The organism is Colwellia sp. PAMC 21821 (assembly GCF_002077175.1).
In the GTDB taxonomy this organism is placed as follows: domain Bacteria; phylum Pseudomonadota; class Gammaproteobacteria; order Enterobacterales; family Alteromonadaceae; genus Cognaticolwellia.
Window position 1 is genome coordinate 853274 of the sequence record NZ_CP014943.1, and the last position, 22782, is coordinate 876055.

General features: G+C 39.8%; 18 protein-coding genes. 1 reads left to right on the plus strand and 17 read right to left on the minus strand.

What is annotated here, in order from left to right; translation table 11 throughout:
• Nucleotides 1–2: 2 nt before the first annotated feature.
• From A3Q33_RS03585 to trmJ, 4 genes are all read right to left on the minus strand, one after another.
• Nucleotides 3–1217: an IscS subfamily cysteine desulfurase gene (locus A3Q33_RS03585; protein WP_081178747.1), complete on the minus strand. Its 1215-nt coding sequence runs from the start codon at nt 1215–1217 to the stop codon at nt 3–5.
• 29 nt (nt 1218–1246) lie between these two features.
• Nucleotides 1247–1756 carry a Fe-S cluster assembly transcriptional regulator IscR gene (gene iscR / locus A3Q33_RS03590; protein WP_081148931.1) on the minus strand — a complete coding sequence of 170 codons (510 nt, stop codon included), beginning with the start codon at nt 1754–1756 and terminating at the stop codon, nt 1247–1249.
• A gap of 241 nt (nt 1757–1997) precedes the next feature.
• On the minus strand, nt 1998–2807 hold the full coding sequence (gene cysE, locus A3Q33_RS03595; RefSeq protein WP_081178748.1) for a serine O-acetyltransferase: 810 nt from the start codon (nt 2805–2807) through the stop codon (nt 1998–2000).
• A gap of 71 nt (nt 2808–2878) precedes the next feature.
• Nucleotides 2879–3640 (minus strand): tRNA (cytosine(32)/uridine(32)-2'-O)-methyltransferase TrmJ, encoded by a 762-nt coding sequence (trmJ, locus tag A3Q33_RS03600; protein ID WP_081178749.1) that lies wholly within the window; start codon nt 3638–3640, stop codon nt 2879–2881.
• Between the two features lie 403 nt (nt 3641–4043).
• On the opposite strand from trmJ, the gene suhB reads away from it, so the two are divergent.
• Nucleotides 4044–4847 (plus strand): inositol-1-monophosphatase, encoded by an 804-nt coding sequence (suhB, locus tag A3Q33_RS03605; protein WP_081178750.1) that lies wholly within the window; start codon nt 4044–4046, stop codon nt 4845–4847.
• A 757-nt stretch (nt 4848–5604) separates the two neighbouring features.
• Here the strand turns inward: suhB and A3Q33_RS03610 are convergent.
• The 13 genes from A3Q33_RS03610 to nuoG all read right to left on the minus strand — a co-directional run bounded on the left by A3Q33_RS03610 (nt 5605) and on the right by nuoG (nt 22781).
• The gene (locus tag A3Q33_RS03610; RefSeq protein WP_231295619.1) at nt 5605–6843 is read right to left on the minus strand and encodes an IS4 family transposase; all 1239 of its coding nucleotides are present in this window, start codon (nt 6841–6843) and stop codon (nt 5605–5607) included.
• Between the two features lie 917 nt (nt 6844–7760).
• Nucleotides 7761–8804, minus strand: a complete 1044-nt coding sequence (gene hppD, locus A3Q33_RS03615; RefSeq protein ID WP_081178751.1) for a 4-hydroxyphenylpyruvate dioxygenase — start codon at nt 8802–8804, stop codon at nt 7761–7763.
• 514 nt (nt 8805–9318) lie between these two features.
• Nucleotides 9319–11121, minus strand: a complete 1803-nt coding sequence (locus tag A3Q33_RS03620; RefSeq protein ID WP_081182259.1) for a DEAD/DEAH box helicase — start codon at nt 11119–11121, stop codon at nt 9319–9321.
• A gap of 356 nt (nt 11122–11477) precedes the next feature.
• Nucleotides 11478–12011, minus strand: a complete 534-nt coding sequence (locus A3Q33_RS03625) for a DUF4097 family beta strand repeat-containing protein (protein WP_081178752.1) — start codon at nt 12009–12011, stop codon at nt 11478–11480.
• Between the two features lie 60 nt (nt 12012–12071).
• Nucleotides 12072–12296 carry a hypothetical protein gene (locus A3Q33_RS03630; RefSeq protein ID WP_081178753.1) on the minus strand — a complete coding sequence of 75 codons (225 nt, stop codon included), beginning with the start codon at nt 12294–12296 and terminating at the stop codon, nt 12072–12074.
• Between the two features lie 199 nt (nt 12297–12495).
• The gene (locus A3Q33_RS03635) at nt 12496–13995 is read right to left on the minus strand and encodes an NADH-quinone oxidoreductase subunit N (RefSeq protein WP_081178754.1); all 1500 of its coding nucleotides are present in this window, start codon (nt 13993–13995) and stop codon (nt 12496–12498) included.
• Nucleotides 13996–13999: 4 nt separating this feature from the next.
• Nucleotides 14000–15442: a complex I subunit 4 family protein gene (locus A3Q33_RS03640; protein ID WP_081178755.1), complete on the minus strand. Its 1443-nt coding sequence runs from the start codon at nt 15440–15442 to the stop codon at nt 14000–14002.
• Nucleotides 15439–17346 (minus strand): NADH-quinone oxidoreductase subunit L, encoded by a 1908-nt coding sequence (nuoL, locus tag A3Q33_RS03645; protein WP_081178756.1) that lies wholly within the window; start codon nt 17344–17346, stop codon nt 15439–15441. The genes A3Q33_RS03640 and nuoL overlap by 4 nt, the downstream gene beginning before the upstream one ends.
• Nucleotides 17346–17654, minus strand: coding sequence for an NADH-quinone oxidoreductase subunit NuoK (gene nuoK, locus A3Q33_RS03650; RefSeq protein WP_081178757.1), 309 nt, complete (start codon nt 17652–17654; stop codon nt 17346–17348). The genes nuoL and nuoK overlap by 1 nt, the downstream gene beginning before the upstream one ends.
• Nucleotides 17651–18181: an NADH-quinone oxidoreductase subunit J gene (gene nuoJ / locus A3Q33_RS03655; RefSeq protein ID WP_196798046.1), complete on the minus strand. Its 531-nt coding sequence runs from the start codon at nt 18179–18181 to the stop codon at nt 17651–17653. The genes nuoK and nuoJ overlap by 4 nt, the downstream gene beginning before the upstream one ends.
• A 54-nt stretch (nt 18182–18235) precedes the next feature.
• Entirely contained in the window at nt 18236–18751 is a 516-nt protein-coding gene (gene nuoI / locus A3Q33_RS03660; RefSeq protein ID WP_081178758.1) for an NADH-quinone oxidoreductase subunit NuoI, read from the minus strand.
• Nucleotides 18752–18808: 57 nt separating this feature from the next.
• Nucleotides 18809–19783, minus strand: a complete 975-nt coding sequence (gene nuoH / locus A3Q33_RS03665; protein WP_502687215.1) for an NADH-quinone oxidoreductase subunit NuoH — start codon at nt 19781–19783, stop codon at nt 18809–18811.
• Complete coding sequence (gene nuoG, locus A3Q33_RS03670; RefSeq protein ID WP_081178759.1) at nt 19773–22781, minus strand: NADH-quinone oxidoreductase subunit NuoG; 3009 nt, start codon at nt 22779–22781, stop codon at nt 19773–19775. The genes nuoH and nuoG overlap by 11 nt, the downstream gene beginning before the upstream one ends.
• Nucleotide 22782 lies beyond the last annotated feature (1 nt).

Genomic DNA, 22782 nt, shown 5'->3' on the forward strand with positions numbered 1-22782 from the left:
CTCTAGTGAGCAGCCCACTCTATTGAGTCTAAATCGATACCGTCTTTGAACATTTCCCAAAGCGGTGACATGTCACGTAAATGGCCAATTGCCTTTTTAATCAGGTCAATGGCGTAATCTATTTCTTCTTCTGTTGTAAAACGACCGAAGCTAAAACGAATTGAGCTGTGCGCCATTTCATCATTTAGCCCTAATGCTCGAAGTACATAAGACGGTTCTAAACTTGCAGAAGTACAGGCAGAACCTGAAGATACTGCTAAGTCTTTCAACGCCATAATTAACGATTCGCCTTCAACAAAGTTGAAGCTAACATTTAAGTTACCTGGGTAACGTTTGTCAGCGTCGCCGTTAATAAAAACTTGTTCCATATCGTTTAAACCTGCCCATAAACGATCACGCATTTTTGTCACGTGTGCTTCGTCTTGTGCTAGCTCTTCTTTGGCAATTCTAAATGCTTCGCCCATACCCACGATTTGGTGAGTTGCTAGTGTGCCAGAACGCATACCACGCTCATGACCACCGCCGTGCATTTGAGATTCAAGACGAACTCGAGGTTTACGACTAACATAAAGTGCGCCAATACCTTTTGGACCATAAATTTTATGAGCCGAGAAAGACATTAAATCAACTTTTAAATGCTGTAAGTCAATGTTGATTTTACCGGCACTTTGCGCAGCATCAACATGGAATATAATTTTACGTGCACGACACATTTCGCCAATTTCGGCAATATCTTGAATAACACCAATTTCGTTATTCACATGCATAATACTGACCAATACAGTGTCATCACGCATAGCATCGTTTAATTTGTTTAAATCAATTAAACCATTACTTTCAGGATCAAGGTAGGTTACTTCAAAACCTTGACGTTCAAGCTCACGACAAGTATCTAATACCGCTTTATGTTCAGTTTTACAGGTAATAATGTGCTTACCTTTTTTGCTGTAAAACTTAGCTGCACCTTTAATACCAAGGTTGTTCGACTCTGTCGCACCTGAGGTAATTACAATTTCGCGTGGGTCAGCATTAATCAAATCAGCAATTTGATTACGTGCGATATCAACCGCTTCTTCTGCTTGCCAGCCGAATTTGTGTGAACGTGATGCTGGGTTTCCGTAAAAACCATCAGTGGTCATGTATTGCATCATTTTTTCAGCTACACGTTTATCTACCGGTGTGGTCGCTGAGTAATCAAAATAAATAGGAAGCTTCATTGATTAATATTCTCCAATTGTACTAGCGATTAATGCCAGTCATTCATAATATTGCGAGTGGTAATTAAGGTCTCTAACGAAGGTGATTTTCGAGCTTTCGCTGTCGCTTCATCTTGTCGTTGTGACACTATTTTTACATTTCGTTGCTCGACGAGCTCGGCAAGTGAAATGCTTTTTAAAAAATCTTCAATTCTATCGCTTAAATCAGTCCATAAATAATGCGTTAAGCATTGTTGACCGTCTTGACAGTTACCTGTACCACCACATTTAGTGGCATTGATACTTTCATCTACAGCGTTGATAACATCAGCAACCGTAATTTGCGCCGAACATTGCCCTAAACGATAGCCGCCACCTGGGCCACGAACACTATTAACCAGTCCGTATTTTCTAAGTCGAGAAAAAAGTTGCTCTAAGTATGATAAAGATATGCCTTGGCGTTCAGAAATATCAGCCAATGGCACAGGACCTGTTACGGCATGTATAGCCACATCAAGCATCGCTGTTACCGCATATCGGCCTTTAGACGTCAATTTCATTTACTACCCCTATCAATTTGCTGCGCAATTTTACATAACCTTATAAAATAGTCAACTAAATACCCGAGTGATTTACTCAAGTATTCTACGCGGGTTAAATAATTAGTCAATAAAAAGGAGGAACATTAGCGGTTTTTATCGCCCTAATGTTTAAGTTACCTGTGCATAAATAGCGCTATCACAAGGAAAATATACTAATACTGTTTATGAATATATCTACCTTGCAAATGACAAAATTTCGCTAGATTGTTGGGTCAAAAGATTCTGTCACACTTTCTCGACGTTTTGCTGCTGCTTTTTCATCTTCGTCAAACTCACCCACCCTTAATTCAGGTAATGCTTCTTGGCAAACTTCACCGCCGAGTTGATTTACTTCTCGACATAAATCAGACACTTTATTGTCCATTAAATGCATATGATCAAGTAAACGACCGATAGCTTTAGCGACCGGATCAGGGTTATCGGTAGCAACAGCATAAGCATCAAAGCCATATTTTTTTGCTACTTTCTCACGCTTTTCAGCGTCACCTTTATCCTTGCTTGAATTAACGATACGCGCTGGAATACCAACCGCTGTTGCATTTTCAGGTACATCTTTTACTACCACTGAGTTAGAGCCAACTTTGCCGTTCTTACCAATAGTAATTGGACCTAAAATTTTAGCGCCTGCACCAATAACAACATTGTCCATTAAGGTCGGATGACGTTTGCCTTCTTTCCAACTTGTGCCGCCTAACGTAACGCCTTGGTAAAGTGTTACGTCATCACCTATTTCTGCTGTGCCACCAATAACCACGCCCATGCCATGGTCAATAAAAAATCGTCGACCAATGGTAGCACCCGGATGGATCTCAATGCCGGTTAACCAACGGGAAAAAGTCGACAGCGAACGCGCTAACCATTTCCAGTTATATCTCCACAAACGATGGCTTATACGATGAAACCAAACAGCATGTAAACCGGGGTAGTTAGTTAAAATTTCAAATACATTGCGTGCTGCAGGATCTCGGTCGAATACACTGTTTATATCTTCTTTCATGCGGTCAAACATACAACGTTCCTTAATTCTCTAGCCAATAACCATGGTGAATAACTTATTTAAATTGCCAACCAAAGCGATGATTAATCTTTATTTTCTTCAGTGTTAGAGCTTTTCGCAGCGCGATCAACTGAGGCTAAAATACCACGCATCATTTTCAATTCTTTTACATCTGGTCGAGCACGATTAAACAAACGACGCAGCTTGGTCATCACCAAACCAGGATGACTAGGCACAATAAAGCCAGTTAGCTTAAGTGCATTTTCAAAATGCTGATAAAAGCGCTCTGTTTCATCAACAAGGGGATATTCTTCCTGGTCATTTGACGTAAAAGCTTGTTCTTGATGGATCAAGAAGCTAGTCCGCACTTCATAACTTAACGTTTGTACCGCCATTGCTAAATTTAAAGAGCTATATTCAGGGTTAGCTGGAATTTGTACATGAAAGTGACATAGCTGTAATTCTTCATTCGTTAAACCACTACTCTCTCGACCAAAAACTAATGCTACAGGATACTCTTGTGCTTCTGTGATCAGTTTTTCACCACAACCGCGAGGTTCTAACATCGGCCAAGGCAATGTGCGAGAACGAGCACTTGTGCCAACCACTAAGCCACAATCATCAATTGCTTCTTCAAGGGTCGATACAACTCTGGCATTTTTCAACACATCAGTTGCACCTGCTGCTAAAGCCTGTGCTTGACCATTAGGCATTTCAATCGGGTCAACTAAAACAAGATCTGTTAAGCCCATTGTTTTCATGGCACGAGCGGCAGAGCCTATATTACGACAATCTGAGGTATTAACGAGAACGATACGTACTTTACTTAATAAAGAATCTGACATTATCTACACTTACTTAATTCGAAGGCAATATCCCGTTAGCACTTTTATAATTGGCTAAGGTCATTACCTATCTAGACGGCTAAAATTGTCGATAATGTTAACACAGAACATTATCCTTGTACTGTGAAAAAATCAGCCCTTTTGCGTGTTTATCAATCTGGGCTAGTTCTTTTTCTTATAAGGTAAAGAAAACATAGTAACTTAGACATCCTATGCTATTACTTTATTTAGCCTCATCAACATCAGTTGCTGAATAATAAATAAGAATGTCGCAAATTGATAATTAGTTTGCTATAATTCGCGCGCTTAATTTTGGGGGTTCATCTCAGTATGACTTTTAAAATTAACCTCGTTCTTTTACATAGCTGTTTATGACATTTTACAACATATAGGGTAGTCGATAATGCATCCGATGCTAAATATTGCCGTGCGCTCTGCACGTGCTGCGGGCAAAGTAATTCTGCGCGCTTTTGAACAAGTAGATAAGATTGAAATTGAATCTAAGGGTACTAACGATATCGTTACTAATGTTGATATAAGTGCTGAACTAGCTATTGTTGAAACAATTCAAAAATCTTACCCACACCACACCATTATTGGTGAAGAGTGTGGCATTATAGAAGGTAAAGAAAGTGACTATCAGTGGATTATTGATCCATTAGACGGTACTTCTAACTTCGTTAAAGGTATTCCACACTTTGCGGTTTCAATCGCTTTAAAAGTTAAAGGAAAATTAGATCAATCAGTGATCTACGATCCTATTCGTGGTGAGTTATTTACGGCAAGTCGTGGTAAAGGTGCTCAATTAAACGGTTTCCGTATTCGCGTGAAACAATCTAAAGAACTTAAAGGTTCTATTTTAGCGACAGGCTTCCCTTTCAAACATAAGCAACACACTAATGCTTATTTAGAAATGTTTAAAACACTTTTCGGTAAAACATCAGATATGCGTCGCGCTGGCTCTGCCGCGTTAGATTTAGCATATGTTGCTGCTGGACGCGTTGACGGTTATTTCGAAATTGGCTTAAAGCCATGGGATACTGCTGCTGGTGAATTAATGGTCATCGAAGCTGGTGGTTTAGTCACTGACTTTGTTGGTGGTCATAATCACAGCAACTCGGGTAACATAGTTGCAAGTAGCCCACGTTTAGCCAAAGAAATCTTAAAAGATATTCGCCCTCATTTAGGTGAAGCTCTAAGCAAATAACGCTTAGTACTTACCGTAAAAAAGCGCCTTCTGGCGCTTTTTTTGTGCCTGAAATATAGCAAGGCTGAGTAATCACTTATAAAGTGGGGTCAGATACACATTTAGTTATTCAGCCCCTAAAACTGCACCATTGTAAGTAGAGATTAAATTTTACAGGGAGAAGAGAATGAGAAAAGAATGAGGGTTTCAGCGGCATAATGATGATTTTGCGCTTCCTCCTTAAGTCCTCTTTGTTTTCTCCCTGTGAATAAATGTTGTCCATGACAAAATATAAAAACATATAAAGTAGGCTCAGGTACACATTAGTTAACGTGTAAAACAACGATGAAAATGGTTCACACGGAGAAAACAAAGAGGACTGAATGAACTGAACACAGGAAAAAACTTGTCAGCTAATTTCGCTAATTTATCGAATTAAAGACCTTTGTTTTTAATTCAGGGAATTGGTGTAATTGGTTGGCGGTGTCTAAAAAATAAAAGATATTCTACCACCGAGGCACCGAGGCACCGAGGGACTACGTCCTGCACAGAGAAGAGCTAAGACCCCGAAAAAAAATTATGGGGTAAGATCTTACAATTCATGTTACTTATTTTTTTGTAACTTCTCGGTGTAGCGCATAGCGCCTCGGTGCCTCGGTGATAGGATATTTTGAACTATTGTTTTTACCTTAGAGTGCTCGGTGGTAAAAGGTTTAACTTTAGGCGACAACTAACTTGTATAAAGTGGGGTCAGATACTGAGCGATCCCCACAAAATATCAGAGTCTCTCAATGATATAAGCTCCACCAAATAAGTGGAGCTGCCTGACCGCTTTTAAAAACGTCTTTATCGTTAACTTTGCATACCTGTCCGCAACAACGCGCAGTCCAATAAAATGCAGCGATAGTATTGTGTCACTCTTCAAGCTGTTAGCTTGGTATTGCCTATGTTTATTCTCATTTTTTGTCGCTAATCCTATCGCCATTAATAACCAGTGCGCAATGCTTGATAATAGAATGAGTATGGATAATCTACTCGTTTTAGTTGTTTTATTGTACTCAAATCCTTGCCCGAATTGATGACTTTTCATATCTCGAAATCCTTCTTCAATTTGCATACGTAAACGATAAATTTTCATGACTCGTTTTGCTAATTGTTTCCCCTGTGGCAACGATGTAGCCAATAGCCATGGGTCGTTTCCTGACTTTCTATAAGTCTTTGAGGTTTTTGATTTCCTCGGTGCACCTAGTTGATTCATATCTTTTCTTCCTTTCTTTTTCTGCTTATAAAGTACTAATCGACATTTCAAAGGATTGCTTCTGGCAATGGTCCCAGAATAAGACGTCGGACAGGTGGTTGCCCGTTTGTAAAAATGGGTAATGCTCTGCCAATTTGAATCATCTAAACTATAGAAGTTCGGCAAACGTGCTCTTCCTACATAATCCCAGCCCCTAGCTGATACCGATCGAAACCAAGGTGTTTTAAATCCTGCATCACTGACAATAATAGGGCAGCAGTCTTTATCGATAACCTTTGCTAAATGGCTCAAAAATTTAATGTGCGTTTGGGGTTTTTCTTTAGTGCTAATGTCGTGCACTTCTTCATAAACACATATACCTCTTCCATGTGACGCTAAAGTAGCGCGCAGTAAGAAATGGCCTTTATACTCATCTAAATCGGACCAATCGACTAAGATAATCGGCCGCTTGGCTTTGCCAACCGTGTATTTGGCGAGTTCTTGGTAAATAGAAAAGGACTCATTTTGTAAATTGGTGTTAGATAACAATCTATCAGCGCGTTTTATCCGGTGCTTTTCTTTTGCTTTAGAATTTATTCCTCTACCAAGGTTAGTCACCGTGGCTGAGGCACCATTTAATAAGCTATCAACTGAACTTATTAATGAAGTTCTGCGACGGGCGTGCATTTTAGGGGTGACAAGCGTAATTGTTTTCTTCAAAATAGAGCGGACATTCATGGCGTTTCCTGGTTGTATTTGTTTGGCGATAGATCTGATCACTAAACGTCATGAATGTTCCCTGCTTTTTAAATTATTTTATTGATTCTTATCGTTTATTTGTGGGGATAGGTCAGGGTCAGATACACATTTAGTTATTCAGCCCCTAAAGCTGCACCATTGTAAGTAGAGATTAAATTTTACAGGGAGAAGAGAATGAGAAAAGAATGAGGGTTTCAGCGGCATAATGATGATTTTGCGCTTCCTCCTTCAGTCCTCTTTGTTTTCTCCCTGTGAATAAATATTGTCCATGACAAAATATAAAAACATATAAAGTAGGCTCAGGTACACATTAGTTAACGTGTAAAACAACGATGAAAATGGTTCACACGGAGAATAGAATGAGGACTGAATGAGCTGAACACAGGAAAAAACTTGTCAGCTAATTTCGCTAACTTATCGAATTAAAGACCTTGGTTTTTAATTTGGGGAATTGGTGTAATTGGTTGGCGGTGTCTAAAACATAAAAGATATTCTACCACCGAGGCTCCGAGGGACTTCGTCCTGCACAGAGAAGAGCTAAGACCCCGAAAAAAAATTATGGGGTAAGATCTTACAATTCATGTTACTTATTTTTTGTAACTTCTCGGTGTAGCGCATAGCGCCTCGGTGCCTCGGTGGTAGGATATTTTGAACTATTGTTTTTACCTTAGAGTGCTCGGTGGTAAAAAGTTTAACTTTAGGCGACAACTAACTTGAAAAACACATTTAGTTGTCGCCTAAAATTTCGCCACGGTATATAAAGATTAAATTTTACAGGGTGAAGATAATGGAGTTTTAGTGGGCATAATGATGATTTTGCGCTTCTTCCTTCAGTCCTCTTTGTTTCTCCCTGTGAATAAATGTTGTCCATGACAAAATATAAGAAACAAAAAAGCCAGCATAAGCTGGCTCTTGGTCGCGTTTATTAAGCTAATGGCTTAAAGAACGCCACGCTCTATTTGGTTGAGCTCAATTGACTTAAATAGAGCGGTGAAGTTGCCTTCGCCAAAACCTTGGTCATCAACACGTTGGATCATCTCAATAAAGATAGGTCCGAAAATATTCTTAGTAAATATCTGTAACAAGTAAGAATTTTCTTTCTGGCTATCCACTAATACTTGATGATCACGAATACGTTGTTGGTCTTCTTTTACCCAAGGAATACGATCAAACACATCATCATAATATTCTGGCACGATATTTAAGGTATCAATAATGCCCTTGTCTAATTGATCCAACGAGCCTAATAAATCATCGGAGATAAATGCTAAGTGTTGTACACCAGGACCATTGTATTCATCTAAATACTCGTCAATTTGGTTATTGCTTGTACCTTTACCTTCATTGATTGGAATACAGAAAGTGCCACAAGGAGATTGCAAGGCGTATGAAACTAGCGCTGATTTTTCACCTTTGATATCAAAATAACGGATATCAGTAAAGCCAAATATATCTTTATAAAAATTAGCCCAATGCTCCATTGTGCCTTGATAAACATTATTTGTTAAATGATCAACAGCTTTAAAGCCTTTATCTTTCACTAATACAGGCTCAGCAATATCTTCACAGTCATCTTGATATATTGAACCTTTAGCGCCAAATTTTTCGATGAAGTAAATTAAGCTATCGCCGATACCAAAAATAGCGGGATAAGGTAATTTTTTATCTACGTCTTGCGCTGATTTAGCGCCACGAGCAACCGCTTGTTCAAAAGCAAAGTCAGCATCTTCTACACGCCAACCCATTGAACAAATTGCTGGACCGTGGCTTTTAGCAAATTCTTTAGAAAAACCCGCTTGCTCATGATTTAAGAAAAAATGGATATCATTCTGATTAAAGTAATCGATATCACGACCTTTGAATTTTTTTGTTTTTGAAAAGCCGAAACCATAAAAAGCATCAGCCATAAAATCAGAATCTGGCGATGCATATTCAATAAATTCGATACCACGTAAATTTAGTGGGTTTAATAAGTCTGTCATAGTTGTTTCTCTCACTGTAGCAATAAGTCGATTATTACCGTGATTTCGACATAGAGGAAGTGAATGAAAAAACTGGTATTTTTTGCAGCGTAAATCTATTTTTACGTGTAAAGTAGACTAATAGACAGCTGTGATGATCGTAAGCTATAGCTAGCAGCGCCCACAGGTGTAACATTATATTTACAGTGAATTTAAGCTACTACAAATCGTTCAGATAACCCTCAAAATCTTCGTTAAAACAGCCTACTAATAATATTGATAAACGCCAATAACCTCCACTTTTCTCTCTCCATTTTCTAGTCAGTGTTAACGCTAATTCATCAACTAGGTATAACAACCGTATCTATTAACATAATGACTAATTGAAAAGCTAGGGTGTTATGTATCCATCAAACAAACTATTAAACTGTTAAAAGTCGAATGCATTTTTTTTGGCTTCATATTCATCAGACGAAAAAAAACGCCAACTCTAATGAAGCGTTGGCGTTTTTTACAATACTAGTTACACAAATGATTAGTTAGTGCGTTGCTCTTTGCGTGGGCGTGCTGGACGCTCAGCTGCTGGCTGTACATCTGATACCGTAATAGCGAGTGCTTGACGACGAACTTGAACACGCTTTAACTGTGTAAAAGACTTTTCAGGCATACCTTTAGGTAACTGCACAAAACTATGCTTGTCGTGTAAGTTAATAGCACCGATGTAGCTACTGTCCAAAGATATTTCATTAGCAATTGCGCCAACGATATCACCAGGACGTGCACCATGCTCTTTACCTACTTCTAAGCGGTAAGTCTGCCAATCAACGTCTGAACGTGCCACTTTCGCTTTACGAGGAGCGCGCTCTGCACGACCTTCATTACGACTATCAGGACGACCACCGCGAGCTTCATTGCGACCGCCACGACTATCGTTACGACCACCACGTGCATCATTGCGACCACTGCTATCACGATCATTTCTTTCACGTGCATCACGACGAGGCTTAGGATCTTCTTTCGGTTGTAATGGTTGCTTTAACTGTTTTTGATAAAGTAACGCTGCCGCTAAATCTGTCATTGAAAGTTCTGACTCACTCGCCATTGTTTCAATAATTTCACGCATTGCGGTTAATTCTTTATCAGCAACAATAGACGCTAACTCAGTACAAGTACGCTCGATACGGGCTTTACCAATTTCTTGAATATTAGGCAAGTCGTACATCGCAATCGTGCCAGAGGTTAAACGCTCATAATGACGTAAAGAATACATTTCACGTGGACGAACAAATGAAATCGCTGTACCACTACGACCAGCACGGCCTGTACGACCTATACGGTGAACGTAAGCTTCGTTGTCACCTGGTAAATCATAGTTAATAACTAATGAAAGGCGTGGAATATCAAGACCACGAGCAACAACATCAGTCGCTACAAGAATTGATGAAACACCTGATTTAAGTTGGTCAACAGTACGTTCACGCTGTGCTTGGTTCATATCGCCGTTTAGGGCAACAGAGGCATAGCCTGCACGTTCTAATTTTTCAGCAACGTCAATAGTATCATTACGAGTACGTACAAAGATGAGCATTGCATCGTATTCAACAGTTTCAGCAATACGCTCTAAAGCTGTCATTTTGTTAATGCCGCTAACTTTCCAAGCGTATTGTGTAATATTGGCTTTTTCTTTTTTCACTGCAGCAACTTTAATATGCTCAGGATTTTTCAAAAAGCGATTCGCTACTTTGCGAATTTGCGGTGGCATGGTTGCAGAGAACAACGCCATTTGTGTTTCTTTAGGTAGATGCTCAAGGATCCACTCAATGTCTTCTAAAAAGCCCATGTTTAACATTTCATCAGCTTCATCAAGCACACAAAATGATAAGTTATCTAATTTAAGGCTCTTACGACGTAAGTGATCCATTAAACGACCAGGTGTACCAACAACAACTTGTGCACCACGTTCTAGTTGTTGAAATTGTGGTTGGTAAGATTGACCACCGTATAAAGTGGCTACTTTTAAACCTTTCATGTCTTTTGCAAAAGTTTCAATCGCTTCTGCTACTTGAATGGCTAATTCACGTGTTGGCGCTAGCACCATTAATTGTGGCTTACGAAGCGTCACATCAATTTTTGCTAGTGCAGGCAGACCAAAGGCAGCAGTTTTACCTGTGCCGGTTTGTGCTTCACCAAGAACGTCTTTACCTTGAAGTAAAGGGGGAATTGTTTGCGCTTGGATTGGTGTAGATGATGTAAAACCTAGTGCTTTTACAGCAGATACTAAGTTTTCAGGCAAACCAAGGGCGTCAAAGCCTACAGAGGCATTGTTAAGATCAGTCATATAATTTTGTCTTCTCATGGTAGAAACTGGCTATGCGCCAAAATTCCTACGTACATATACGAGGAAACCACCAGGAAGACTTAAGGCACATTCATTACGTTAACGTTGAAAAGTTAACTGGGCAAGTCTATGGGCGGATATACCCCACTCATTTTAAAAATTCTGTAATTATCTGAGTTTCTCTTAGAAACTATTTCGATTCACGATTACAGAGCCGCGCATTATACAGATACTGCTAAATTATACAAGTTATAATGTACATTTAACGCTATTTAACATTAAAAATAGCTTAAAACACCTAAAACTGACACTTTAGGCTGCTCTTAACTAGATGTGATGACTTAAGTTTTTATACGTTAACTATCAATTTCAACGCTATTTTTTACCTGCTTAACACGTAATCCACCAGAGCCACTTTCAAGTATTTTTAAACCACCAGCTTGCTCAACATCGATATCGCCAGAGCCGTCATCGATAGTTATTACACCACCTACTTTTTTAACTGTTAAGTCTCCTGAGCCGTCTTCGAAAACCGCACTACCAGATACACCTTTCACAAAAATGTCGCCTGAGCCATCGTCAATATCAAGATTGCCATCAACATCATTAATCTCTATTTCACCAGAGCCGTCAACAATAGTTACATTACCAATGACCTGACTAATATAAAGGCCACCTGAGCCATCGTTAATATCAAGGTCGCTTTTAATGTTTTTGATGGTCAGTTCACCTGAACCGTCCTTCACTTGAACCGCGCTAGTAATATTACTAATGTTTATCGCGCCAGAGCCATCATCGACGTTCAACATTAAGTGACTTGGCATCGTTACTTTAATATCAATATGTGGCGAATCACCCTGCCAAAAACCACTGCTGTTGATTTTAGCCACTAAAATCGCACTTTTACCTGAGTTAGTTAAGGTTAATTCATAGTCATCTGCATTACGTTCTTAAGCATATATATCAGCGACCACGGTGATCTCCGTCACTTGGTCAGAACCAGAAATCACCAAAGCGCCCGCTCCGGCTTCAACATCCAATGCGTTAAGCGTTTGTGCATCAATTATCAGTTCTTGTTGGCTGTGGTAATTGGCATGAGACGGGCTTGCTATAACAATGCAGCCACTTAAAAAGGTTGCGCCTGATATCAAAAGTAATGTTTGAGCTAATTTCATTGGTCTATTTCCTTGTAAACTATCGATTATTATAATTGTATGCACCAAACAATCAAGAATCGCGCCAAAGAATAAAAGGCAATATTATTAGTCATTTAAGAATAAACATTCACATATAAAAACTCAGTGTTGATATATTTTGGTTAAAATAACAATTAATTCGCGAATTCGTAACTAATAATAACTAAGAACTGATCAGTTAATTAATCACTTCAGGAAGAATGCCAAAAACTAAGCCTAATGTAATGAAGCTATAAACTAATGCTTTTTCTATAATATGACTGTTGCCTTTATTAGTTTTACCGCGAACTAAAGGAATATTGGGTACTGGCGCATCGGCAAAGATTCTAAAAATCATCGGTAAATAATAAGCTAAACCAATACCACTGCCGATAATAAGCATCGCAATTAACCACCAAGCATGGGCAATAGTTGCCTGACTTAAAATATAAAATTTACCAATAAAGCCCATGGTTAAAGGAATACCGGCTAAGCTCAGCAAGCCAAGTATCATCAATACCGCATAACTCGGTGCTCGCCAAAACAAACCTTGTAAGTCGTTCAGTGAAATATCTTCTTGATAAGACGAACGGGTATTTTGCTGTTGAATTAAGGCAATAATGATAAAAATAGACAAGTTAGCGACGGTATAAGCCGCTAAGTAAAATAAACTACTTTGCCAAGTAAACGCCAAGCTTTGCTCAGAAGTCACAATGATCACAATCAGTAGATAACCCATATGAGCTATTGATGAATAGGCGAGCAAGCGTTTCAAATTTTGCTGTTTAAGCGCCATCACATTACCCAATAACATGGAAATTACAGCAAATGACATCAAAAAAACTTGAAAGTTCTCCAGCAATAAATAGCGCTGAGCGATAATACATTTAAGCAAAACCACGAACATAGCTACTTTTGAAATAGTCGCCATTAATAGCGTTACTGGCGTTGGTGCACCTTGATAAACATCAGGTGTCCAGAAATGAAATGGTGCAATTGATAATTTAAAGGCAATACCAGAAACAAATAATAATAGCCCTAACTGAAAAAATATTCCTAAGCCTTGCTGATGATATATTTCGCTGGGTATCGCGCCATTAAAACTCAAATCACCGGTAACGCTATAAATAAAGGCGATACCTAACAACATAAAACTTGAGGCTGTGGCACTTAATACTAAGTATTTAAAACCACTTTCCACGCTATACTGACTTTCGCGATGATAACCTACTAAACCAACCAAACTGATGCTTAACAGTTCAAAGCCCAAAAATAGGCTAGCAAAATGGTCGCTAGTCACCAAAATACCCGCCCCGAGTACCATCAGTAATAATAATAAATAATACTCGTCGTGCACTTCTATATGCGCTTTTAGGAAACTATGGCTCATACGTAAAGCCACTATGGCTGAAATTAATATTAAACTAAAAGCAAAAGTGCTGTAACCGTCTACTTTCAGTAACTGTGTTACTTGGATTGCCTGGCTTACGTGGCTTGCAAAAGTTGTAAGTAAACTCACATTTGCGATTAATGAAACGAAAAGTATAAAAAAGGTAAAAAGTACAATAGTGCGTTGCGATCTTTTCCAGGCTACCAATAGCAGCGCTAATGTTATGCCAAACGCAATAATGAGTTGCGGTAAAATTGCGCCAGCCATAGCCGTAGTTAGCAAGGGTTGTGAGATATCTGCAATAGGCATATCACTAGACTCCAAATGAGAATTTAAGCAATAGCGTCGGATATAAACCAATGGCTAAAAGCATCAATAATAATGAGCCACAAATAATCAGCTCCCTAGACTGTAGATCAACAATGTCCTGCTTTGGTGCCCCTTGAAAGCTCGATTGAAAAAGTACCATGCCATAAATAGCAGAGCCGATAAGACCTAAAGCTGCAACAATGGCGAATTCAGGCAGCACTTGAAATACCCCAACAAGACTAAAAAACTCACCAATAAAGTTAGCTAAACCCGGTAAACCAAAAGCAGCGCCAGCGAAAGCTAAAGCAAATCCGCCCATACGAGGCGCACTTTGCCAAAAACCGCCCATATCGGCTAAATTACGACTGTGAATCCGTTGATAAATCATGCCCGCCATTGCGAACAAAGCCGCACTACTTAAACCATGAGCCACCATAGTCACAATGGCGCCTTGATAAGCAGTAGCATTAAACGCAAACAATGCCAGCATTACAAAGCCCATATGGCTAATACTGCTATACGCGACTAAACGTTTAAAATCTTGCTGTGCAAAAGCCATTTTAGCGCCATAAACAATGCTCACCACAGCTAATGTCGCAGCAATGGGGACAAATTGCTCGCTAGCTTGTGGGAACAAGAAAATAACAAAGCGAATTAAGCCGTAAGCCCCGGTTTTTAGAAGCACGCCAGCCAGTAAAACGCTTCCGGCTGTTGGCGCTTGAGTATGCGCATCAGGTAACCAACTGTGTACGGGCACTGAGGGTAGTTTAACTGCAAAGGCAATAAAAAAACCTAACATCAAATATTGACTCATTTCGAGTGGAATATCTAACTTAAGCCAATCGAGGTAATAAAAACTTAACTGCCCCGTTTGTAATAAATGAAAATATCCTGTGGCAATAATAGCCACTAGCATTAGTAAACTACTCACTTGAGTAAATATGAAAAACTTAAGCGCAGCAAATTGACGTTTCTCATGTCCCCAAATAGCAATAATGGCGGTCATGGGGAGTAACATAACTTCCCAGAAAAAGAAGAAAAGAAACATATCAACCGCAACAAAAACACCAATAATACCGGCGATAGTTAACAGTAAATTAAAATAATAAAAACCAACATGAGTCTGAATTTCTCGCCAAGAAACTAACACACAAATAATCGCTAACAGCCAAGTCAGCGCTATTAGCACAATGCTTAACTGATCAATCGCAATACTATATTGAATATTAAAAGTTTTAATCCAATCAACTTGGGTTAGCACTTGTAACTGTTCAAAGTCATTATTGTGGTTGATTGCCTGATTAATAATAAAAACAGCAAAAACTGTCGCTAATAAGGCTAAGCTCATTAATGCCAACCACTTAGCACTACCTTGCCAATGTTTTTCAGCTCGCCATGCTAAGGCACCCGCAATCAGCAATGCCAACATAATAAAGGTGAGAGTCATAAGAAACTTACTCCTAACAACAGTAATATGGCTAAACCAAAGGCCGCCAAATACCAGCGTAAACTGCCATTTTGTACCAGCAATAATGCATCGTGCCACAAGCTAACGTACCAAACATTGAGCATAATAATTTGGTCGAATATATCGCGTTTATTTAGCTCGGCAAGCCACTGATAAGGTTTAACTAACACTGCATCATATAAAGTGTCAAAACCTAAACCATGACGGCAGAACACTACAAGCTTACTTTCACTGGCTTTAATTTGATGTTCGCTGCCTTTCATTGCAGCACTACGATAGCTTTTAAAATAAAACCAAGAAAACACAATACCTATAAATGGCGTAATAATGGCAATTGTATGTAACCAATTAGGTTCATCCAATGATGCTAATGGCGTTTGTATAAATGTTGAGAACACTAATGTAAGATCCAGCGGAATAAGTCCACCAAATAATGACAGCAGCGCTAACACAATTAATGCACTACGTAACAAAGTACTTTTTTCTGTGTGGGGCTTTTCAGTGAAGCGCGCAGACCCCAGAAAGGCAAGAAAGAATAACCGGCAACTATAAATACTGGTTAATAGTGCTCCTAAAATAGCGCACCACCATAACATTGGCCCCGCAGTATTAGACGACCAAAGCTGAGCAATAATCGCTTCTTTGGAGAAAAATCCTGAAGTCCCCGGTAACGCCATCAAACAAATTAAACCAACAATAAACAAACTGCTTTCAAACGGCAGTTTCTTCAATAAACCGCCCATGTTGAAAAGATTTTGTTGATGATGCAGCGCATAAATAACCGCTCCTGCCGTTAAGAACAATAGTGCTTTAAAAAAAGCATGGGTCATTAAATGAAATACGCCTGCAGACCATGCACCCGCGCCCAACGCCAGCATCATATAACCAATTTGGCTCATGGTTGAATAGGCGAGAACGCGCTTAATATCGGTTTGTGCTAATGCCGCAATGCCAGCGAGTAATAGAGTTAAGGCTCCAAGCCAAGCGACATAATTCATTACTTCAGGCGATAATAAAAAGATGCCATGCATGCGGGCAATTAAATACACCCCGGCGGTAACCATAGTGGCGGCATGTATCAGTGCGCTAACCGGTGTTGGCCCAGCCATAGCATCAGGTAACCAAGTTTGCAGGGGTAATTGTGCTGATTTACCGACCGCGCCACCGAGTAATAACAAGGCAATCCAATAAATATCATTTGCGTGCTCTATGTTAGCAACCGAATTAGCGCTAGCCGCAATATTATTGGCTTGTTGTGCTAATGTCGTCACTGCTGCAATATTTAATTCACCGAATGTATTAAACAATAACAGCAAGCCTATCGCCATCGAGGTATCACCAATTCGAGTAACAATAAACGCCTTGCGTGCGGCTAAAACATTACTTTTTTCTTGATACCAAAAACCAATCAATAAAAAACTACATAAACCAACACCTTCCCAGCCAAGATATAACAGCACTAAATTATCGGCTAAAACCAATATCAGCATAGCGACAATAAATAAATTCATGTAGGCCATAAAACGCGAGAAATTCGCATCAGTTTTCATATATATGGCGGCAAATAAATGAATCAGAAAACCCACGCCACAAACCACGCTAATCATAACAGCGGATAGGCCATCAAGATAAAAGCGCATATTAACTTCGCTAGTGCCAAGTTGATTAGTTAAATCAAACCAATGCCAGAGGTTAACGCTCAACACTTGGTTTTGAGTAGCCGACAATTCAAACAATAATATCGCGCTCACTAAAACCGTTACTGCCATGCTTGTGACACTAATTATGGCGGCAAGCTGCCAAGACAGCTTCTTACCAAAGATAATTAACAGCAAAAAACTCACTAAAGGATAAAATGGTAAAGTCGCTAATAGCACTATCATTACCCCTTCATCTGGTTTAATAAATCAATATCTAAGGAGCGATATTTCTTTTGCATACGGATTAATAACGCTAACCCGACCGCAACTTCAGCCGCGGCAAGGGTTAAAATTAAAATAAACATCACTTGGCCATCAGCCTGCTGCCAAACGCTGCCTGCACCAATAAAAGCAACGCCAACGGCATTTAGCATGATTTCTAAACTCATCAAAATAAACAGCGTGTTTTTTCTTGCCACCACGCCAATAAAGCCGATAACAAATAATAGACTCGATAATATAAGCACATGAAACAGCGGAATAGAGGTCATAGCGGACCTCCAGTAACATCGGGTTTAGCATAGTGATAACCAGCTAGTAAACCTGATAAAAGTAGAAAAGAAGCAATTTCAACCGCCAGTAAATAGGGGCCATACAACATAATACCAACGGCTTTTGAACTAATAACCGTGGCTTGTAGGCTTTGTTGCATCTCAGCATTATTAATAATAACGACAATTTCAATCAGCAGCGCGAAGGCCAACAACATCGCCCCCACCATATTGGCTAAGTTTTTATTCTTTGGCGCGTTTGCGGTTTCATCTTCCCCTAAACCGAACATCAGTACGGCAAAAACAAACAGCACTAAAATTGCGCCAGCATAAACAATGACCTCTAACCCCGCGGCAAAAGGCGCTCCCATTAAATAGAAGCACACCGCAACCGCCAATAACGACACCACCAAATATAACAAAGCGTGTACGGTATTGTTGCCTGTTACCACTTTTAAACTAGCGATTACGGCCACCAAACCAGCAAGATAAAATAGGCTTTCAATAGCTGCAAAATTAGCGAGCATGTTGACTCTCCTTAGCGCTATGCAGAGGTTTTTCTAGCAAAGTTATGTCACAACTCATGGCATTAATCCTTTAATATCAATAGGTGGCCTTTCTTGTTCTGCTTGTCCCTTGCCTTTACCCGCAATCGCAATACCTGACTGTTGATAAAAGCTATAATCGTGATATTTACCTGGGCCATTAATTAATAAATGCTCTTTTTCATAGACTAAGTTTTGTCTATCGTATTCTGCTAATTCCACATCAGGGGTTAATTGAATGGCATAAGTCGGACAAGCTTCTTCACAAAAACCACATAAAATACAACGAGAAAAGTTAATACGGAAAAAGTCGGCGCGCTTTCGGCCATCGTCATCAACCACTTGTTGCAACGCGATACAGTCAACCGGACAAGCCACTGCACAAAGATTACATGCCACACAACGCTCTTCACCATCAGGGTCTCGAGTCAGGACAATTCGCCCGCGATACCTGGGTGCCAAATAAGGCTTTTCTTCTGGATATTGCACCGTATCGGCTTTAGTAAAAGTGTGTTTTAGCACTAACCACATGGTTCGAAGTTGACTAAACATTATCGCCCCCGTTTGCATTGTTATTATCAGCATAGATTTGATGGAGTTTATTCATAGTTATAGCACTCCCGTTAAGCGCAATACCGCGGTAACTAAAAGGTTTAATAACGCTAAAGGCAACATCACTACCCAGCCAAACTTTAGTAATTGGTCAAATCTAGGTCGCGGCAGTGATGTTCTTAAAAGAATAAAAAACATCACAAAAAACATAATTTTAATAATGAACCACAATAACGGAGGTAACCATGATGCAAGGGGTTCAGGCATTAACCAACCGCCAAAGAAAAGCACCACTGACATGGCTGAAATTAAGGTTACGCCTAAATATTCTCCGAGAAAAAACAAAGCGAATTTCAAGCCAGAATATTCGGTATGAAAACCAGCGGTGAGCTCAGTTTCAGCTTCTGGCAGATCAAACGGTAATCGATGGCTTTCAGCAATACCCGCGACTAAAAAAATAAAGAAACCAACAAATTGCGATTGAATTAACCAGCCATCAGTTTGTGCTAAAACAATTTCACGGAGGTTAAATGTGCCGGTTAGTAACACCACGCCCATGACAGACAAGCCCATAAAAACTTCATAACTGACCGTTTGAGCGGCCGCTCTCATACCACCTAACAAGGCATACTTAGAGTTTGACGCCCACCCTGCCAACACCACGCTATAAACAGCCAGTGATGCCATAGCAAGAAAAAATAATAAGCCAATGTTTAAATCAGAAACGCCAATACTAGGAGAAAACGGTACGACCGCAAAACTCATTAATACACACATCGCGCCAATAATAGGCGCTAATACAAAAACTAAACGATCACTAAAAGGTGGGATCCAATCTTCTTTACCCAAAATTTTCAATAAATCTGCCAATGACTGCAAAACACCAAAGGGCCCAACTCGATTTGGCCCACAACGGTCTTGCCAAATACCGATCATTCTACGTTCTACCCACACCAGCATAGCGGCAATGGGAATAAGTAATGAGATGATGATAGTAATTTCAAACAGTTTCCATAGCATTTCAACCATCATTCAATCCTCCTGAGAACAATCGAATAGGAATGTTTTGATCCTTTACTTTTAGCCTGTCGAGAATGTTTTCTTTACTTTGTTTCGCGGCGATCAACCCATCATTAAATTGCGCTAAATAATCACTCACCTCTTGGTCGCACGCTAAAGAAATGCTCATTTCAACTTGCTGCGTCAAAGTCTGAGAAAGAGCAAAGTTGCCAAATGCTAATGAACTGGGTAAATGATTGACGATAAACACTTGCCCGATGACACTTTGACTGGCCAATTGCATTTCTTTGTTCGTCGCTGAGAAAATAATTTTACACCACTGACCTTTTTTCACTCCAGCTTGCTGAGCTGCCCCAGCATTGATATAAATTTGATTACTTTGTCGCTGCATTTTAAATTCAGGAGTTAGCGCGGCTTGCCACTCACTGAAATAAACATGCTTTTGCTGAACATAAGTTAAAAGATTAGCCGCTAGATTATTAGCAGAACTTTCTTTACTGCTTTCTAATATTCGCCAGTTAGGGTTGTTGGCTACTTCTGTCAATATCGGGATAAACACCGCTGCCTTTTGCTTTAATAATTGACCATTAATTTCGGTTTGAAATTGAGCAATAGCTTGGTTCGAATTCCAACCTGGCGCCCAAGTAAAAGGCATATCACCACTTTGCCCAACAGATTTACCTTCCATTGAAAAAGTAAAGTCATCATCAATTTTTTGCGTAGTTTTTGCTTCATGTACTGTAATATTAGCCATTTGTGCTGTACGCCCACTGGCTCGATGGCTCATTCTCGCAATAGACTTTTGCTCAGGTTCAATACTCTTTTCTGCTATTAACATAGGCCATTGAGCATAAGTATCAGTAAAAAATTGATGTAATTGAGTGAGTGATTCGCAGTCGTTGTTTTTAGCGACAACTTGCACAGATTCATAAGGATTAAGACCACTAACTTCAGTCGATTTTTTCGATACTTTTATACCAACAATATCGGCAATATTATCTAACCAACGCCAGCTTTCTTGTATCGGAAGCACAGGTGCATGTACTTGAACGAATCGCTGTGCTCGGCCTTGGTAATTAACATAATGCCCATCGCCTTCACTAACAGCCGCAACGGGCAGCACAATATCGGCGATACTTGATAATCGATGAGCTGAATGATCAAGCACAATGAGGGTTTTAGCTGATTTTCTTAACTGCGCGATTTGATTCGCAGAGAGTTTATCCAGTTCTTGCTCAAGTAAAATAAGCCCTTGATAGTTTTTATCAGAGTCTTTTAGCTGTGCTATAACTTGTTCTATCGACAGCGATTGCTCATCTAAAATAGATAATAAACCAACGCTATTACTGCAAGGCGGCACAATAATTAATGCTGGCGCGACCATTGTATTTTGCTGTTTAAACGCCGACATTACATTGGTAATATGACTCAAAATTTCAGCACAAACGGAGCTAGTACCAGAAATAAATAATGGCTTTTTAGCTTTACGTAAAGCCTTATAAATTGAGGTAATAAAACCTTGTTCCTCAACACTCAACTGATCTTGCTCAGCTAATTTTGTAACCGCTTCTTCTACTGCTTTGTCATTGTTAATACTTTGAACGTTAGCTAGCTTTAATAACTTTTCAAAAGTGGCTAAACATTTCGTGATTTGCTCAATAGGTAACAATAATGCTTGCTCTGATACATCGTCGAGTTTAGTGGTGGTACTTTGCAGGCAAAATAACGGTGATAATAATTTTCCCCCAATGGTTCGAACTGCGCTGTCTTGCCATGATGGAATACCTATTTTTGCGGCTTTATCAATAGCGGCATTGCGCAGCGCTTGTCGCACAGACAAGGCCATTCTTGGCGCGGTTTGGCTAATATCCTCTGCAATAACAAAAATAAAATCACTGCTTTCAATATCCGTCAGACTTGGTGCTTTGTTTGATGCCAGTAATTGCGCATGATGCGCCGCTACTTTCATTTCTTGGTCATTATAGCCGGGGCTAAACTGCTCAGCGCCAACCATATTTTTCAAATAAAAATTAGCTTCTAATGAGGCACGGGCAGAGCCAATACCAATAAATTGTTTTTTTCTAAAGTGTGAGAAAGCTTTCGCAACATCTAATTTAGTTAATGAGACAGGTGATTGTTGCGCGATGCCTTTAGCTTGGTTGATACGCTGTTCACCATTAACAAAACCTATACCAAAACGACCGCGGTCACAGATGAAATAGCCATTAATATCATCATTGTAGCGGTTCATTACTCGGCGCACCGAACCATAACGTTCGCCAATACTTAAGTTACAACCTACAGAGCAATGGCTACAAACCGACGGTGCAGATTGTAGATCCCATTTTCGAGTATAGTGCGATGAAAATACTTTATTGGTAAATACGCCGGTGGGGCAAACTTCAACTAAATTACCGCTAAATTCACTCTCCAAAGCACCGTCAGACTGACGACCAAAGTACACTTGGTTTTTTGATCCATAAACGCCGAAATCCTTACCGCCAGCATAGTCATTATAAAAACGCGTACAGCGATAACAGGTAATACAACGGTTCATTTCGTGGCCGACTAATTCACCTAAATATTGATTGGTGAATGTACGTTTTGTGCCCTGATATTCCCGTACGCTATGGCCGGTCATTACGGTCATATCTTGTAAATGGCATTCACCGCCCTCAGCACAAACAGGACAGTCATGAGGATGATTAGTCATCATTGCAGCGATAACTTGTTCACGAAATTCAGTCGCTGCTTCATGCTTAATACTAATGCGCATACCGTCTGTAACTGGGGTAATACACGCCATGACTAAACGCCCACGTTTATCATCTTCATCTTGAAATTGTGTCACGGCGCACTGGCGACAAGCCCCTACTGAGCCCATCGACGGGTGCCAACAGAAATAAGGTAAGTTTAATTTTTTTGATAGCACTCCCGCCAGCAAATTATCTTCAGTGCTAAGCTGATAAGGCACGTCATCAATGAAAATCGTCACGTTATTTTCACTCATG